Source organism: Planomonospora algeriensis, assembly GCF_977012225.1.
This window is the reverse complement of sequence record NZ_CDRNDK010000537.1, coordinates 1-3,837: the sequence shown is the minus strand read 5'-3', so window position 1 is coordinate 3,837 and position 3,837 is coordinate 1. Positions and strand designations below refer to the sequence as shown.

The window sequence follows — 3,837 nt, the reverse complement described above, 5'->3', positions numbered from 1 at the left end:
CCCGGGTGGGCGCGGATACACCTGGCGTGCTCACCTCAGCACTTCAAGATCAGTACTGCCCACGCTGTGCCACCGTAATCGTCCAGGCCATCGTCGTTCTACAGCTCATCGAGGAGGACCGCTACTCAGGACGAGAAACGCTCAGAATGAGAGGGAAGCCGAAGGCTCTCTCAAGAGGCAATCTCATCCCCCAACGGTCGCCGGGTGCTTCTACCACGGTCAAGTTCGAAGAGCCCCATGGTCCGCAACTGAAATATACATACGCGATTTTTCTCCACAGGAGGGACACTCCTGGTGTACCGTCTCGCGTGTCGTTGTGTTCTGGCGGCGAGGAGGTCGAGACGCGGCCGGCAAGAGATCCTGAAGGCGCTCCGGTTCTTGCTTACCCCTACCTGTGCGCAGGAAGCGGACCTACACCGTTACACCAACGCGGCACGGTGGCCGTCCAATCACACCCTAGCCGCGACGGTCGTCACGCATGAGCGGTGGCGCGTCCAGGTCACCACCCTGATGGAGATCGGCATTGCTGAAAGTATCGTACACAAATAAATCAAGGCGCCCATCCCAATTAATTCATCTATCCGCAAACCCTAGAGGAAAAGAGGTGCAATGAATAGAGAGAAAATAAATCCATACAGTCAGCGACTAATTAAGCGTAGCCCCATCTCGCAGATAGGGGCAAGAATACTCTTGCCCTTCCTTCTGCTTAACTTAACCTGGGAGATTGTAAAAAACAATCTAGACCCTCCCCTAAAAAAGGAGTGGCCCTGGAGATTGATAATTCTAGACTTGCCTACGACTGCCACCCTCGCGGGAATTTTTGCTGCAGCGATGATAGCCAGGGCGCAGCTCGCGAAAACAATGAACATGAGCATCTCATGGTCCGCCGGGAAAGTGCCAAGTAAAAACGTAAGAGGGTCCATTCGCACTGTATTTGTGAAAAATGGAGGCGCCGGCCGCGGAGTTGTACACGAGGTAAGATATCAAATACTGACCACAGGTGGCCAATTGGCAAATAGTGGCCGCCCTTCAGAATCGTGGCTGCTTTGGGCGGAGGCGGTAGAGGCGATCGAGAAGCTGGGAATTAAATACAATAAAGACTTTAAGCTTATGGCGATAGGGTCCGGAGCAGCCCTGGTTCCGGCTGGCACATCGGAGGGCTACGAGGTTTTCGCAATAAATCGAAAAGGGGCGTCCAAGGTGACGCAGATAAGCATGAGGATCCGAGTTGTCGACATCATAGGCGACACATATGAGCGAGTAATCATATGCATTGAAGAAAGCCGCCCCAATGCCAACAAGGCGTTCACTTCACCTCCCCGAAAAGGTCTCGGCCTTACTTCAACCTAGAATGATAATCCGGCAATTCTCGGCCGGATGCTCCAGTTGAACTCGCGGGGCGCTTCCTTTGCGATCACCATAGAGTTTTTTCGCCCTGAGTAGCAGCTCTCTTCGATGAGCTGTAGGACAACGATGGCATGGACGATCACGGTGGCGCGGCATGGGCAACAGCAGATCCGGGTCACTAACTTCCATGCCTTAAAGGTCGCGGCGGGCGCATTCCCTGATCGCCCGATGCAGTTGAGGTTGAAGGGCTGACGTTATGGCGGTTTGAGCCCTTCCAGTGCCTCACCCCGCGAGGAGACACGCCCTACATCCTCGCCTACCACAGGTCCAGCAGGAGGTGCGCCGCGGGATCGGCCAGTCTGGTGTTGGCCCACTCCAGGTCGAAGCAGGCGGGATCGTAGTCGAGCGGCGCCCGTTCCACCGCCCAGTCGTGCTCCGGGTGCTTCGGGTCGGCGAGCGCTTCCAGGAACGTGTAGAAGCCGTAGACACCGCCGCAGTCCTCCGGCGGGCAGGCACGGCGACCGGTCAGGCAGCGCGGGTAGGTCACGCCCTTCTCCGGTGGGAGGACCTTCTCCACGGTGATCTGGTGCTCCCAGCCGTCACCGAAGTCATAGTCGTGGGACAGCTGCACGCCCCCTCTGCGTACGGCTCCCGCCAGGGTGAGCCGCCCGGCGTCCTTCATACCGAGCTCGGGGTCGGGGTCGCCGTACTGCTCATCACCCACCCGGAAGGCGTACATGTGTCCGCCGTACCAGCCCATCACGGCCAGCAGCATCGGATGCAGGCCGGCGAGGGTGACCGTGCCGGGCACCTGGATCCGCCGCCAGATCGGCGGTTTGCTCCCCTGCAGCTGGATCTTGAGCTGGTGGATCTGAGCGGCGCTCATCGCGGGTTCTCCTCCGGATGCCGGGCGGGGTCACACTGAGAGACAGAAGGACCTCGATCTCCTCCTCGATACCGGTATCCAACACCACGGCGGACCGGTAGGGGATGAGATCACGCTGGGGCTGAAGCGTATGGCCGGTAGGGCCCGGCATCCCTTGCCGTACGTGGCAAGCGGTCACCTGTGACACATGTCAAGCCGGCACAGCCATCGCCATCGGTGCAGTACTCGCTCCGGCGGGCACCGGCGAATCCCCAGACGGATCCGAGCGTGGATCGGCAGAAGAACCACCAGAAAAGTGCGACAGCACCGAGGTTCCGCTCGAGACATCGGCTCTTCAGCGGTAGACGCTCACCAGGAGCCCGCACCCGTCCCGGTCTCCGGGCTTCCCGGGCCCATCAGACCGGCATCACCGGACGGAAACGGTTCAGCGATCACCAAACACGCCATGCCCCGAGCAGGCCAATCTGGGGCATATCATGGAAGGACTAAAATATTACAATTTTATAGCATTTTGAAAAATTCATCATCTTACCACAGTCAATCCTAGTTCTCTTTGGACCCTCTTTGCCCAGCCAATCATCTCGTTCCGAGACCCTGGCGGCCTGGCGGGAGAACCGAGCGCGGCGTAAAGCGTCTCGGGGACCAGACGGGAAGATCGTCAATCCTGTTACCGCGGGCTGGCAGAAACTCGGAGTCCAAGGCGCCGACACGGTCGCCGCACTCCAGCGCTGCTTGAGTGATCTCATAGACCTCTCCCCTGCCCCCACCCCCGAGCGGGAGATCGTGGAAACCGCGGTCGACGGCGTGCCCGACCCCACGCTGCCGAACGCGGTCCGCACCCTGCTGAGCACCCTCTCGCCGCAGGAGCTGATCACGACAGTGAACCGGCTCCTTCAAGCGGGAATGCCGTGGATGAGTGAGCATGGGGGCGAGCGCGCCCAAATGCTGTCCCTCGACATGCCCCGAGCGGGAACCATCAGGACGCTTTCACCCGCCCTCCTCGATGGAGGACCTGCCTGGCGTACCTACCTGGCCGCACTCGGTCACCCCAGCCAGGTCTCCGCAGACGAGATCATCGCGGTTCTGCCCGATCCACCGATCCCCGTCGTCGATGACCTCATCGACCTCGGTCTCCTCGACCGGACCGACGAACCCTGGAAATTCCCGGGGCAGGAGAAGGACCGCGTCTACATCCGCGCCAGGGTCGTTCCAGAAACGATCAGCACGGAGGAGGCGGAACTGATCCGCTGGTCGGACATGCAACGGCGGCACGCCTTCCTCGTCGGCGACGAACTCACCGGCGAAGACGTCTACGGCCTGCTCGCCTCACTGTGGCGAGGCGAGCAGAATCTACGGCTCCGCCCCCTCCTCCCGGTCGACAAGCAGGCGGTTCTCGACGAGATCCTGCTCGGTGCGCAGACCGGGCGCTGGCCCGAGTACCTCACCAGTGACTACGGCCTGTGGCCGCTGCTCTCCGCGCTATGGACACCGTCCGCGGCCGTTGACGCGAAACTGACCGAGTTCCACGCATGGCGGGCCTTCTACAACTGCTACTGATCTTGAAGTGCTGAGGTGAGCACGCCAGGTGTATCCGCGCCCACCCG

The 3,837-nt window shown here is 60.4% G+C and carries 3 protein-coding genes; 2 read left to right on the top strand and 1 reads right to left on the bottom strand.

The window, feature by feature from the left end; all coding sequences use genetic code 11:
- Positions 1-609: 609 nt before the first annotated feature.
- A complete protein-coding gene (locus ACWJ6R_RS31965) occupies positions 610-1,350 on the top strand; it encodes a hypothetical protein (protein ID WP_449065790.1) in 741 nt (246 codons plus the stop codon).
- 313 nt (positions 1,351-1,663) lie between these two features.
- Here ACWJ6R_RS31965 and ACWJ6R_RS31960 read toward each other — a convergent pair whose 3' ends face one another.
- Positions 1,664-2,233: a plasmid pRiA4b ORF-3 family protein gene (locus tag ACWJ6R_RS31960; RefSeq protein ID WP_449065789.1), complete on the bottom strand. Its 570-nt coding sequence runs from the start codon at positions 2,231-2,233 to the stop codon at positions 1,664-1,666.
- A 732-nt stretch (positions 2,234-2,965) separates the two neighbouring features.
- Between ACWJ6R_RS31960 and ACWJ6R_RS31955 the strand changes: the two genes are divergently transcribed.
- Complete coding sequence (locus tag ACWJ6R_RS31955) at positions 2,966-3,790, top strand: hypothetical protein (RefSeq protein ID WP_449065788.1); 825 nt, start codon at positions 2,966-2,968, stop codon at positions 3,788-3,790.
- Positions 3,791-3,837 lie beyond the last annotated feature (47 nt).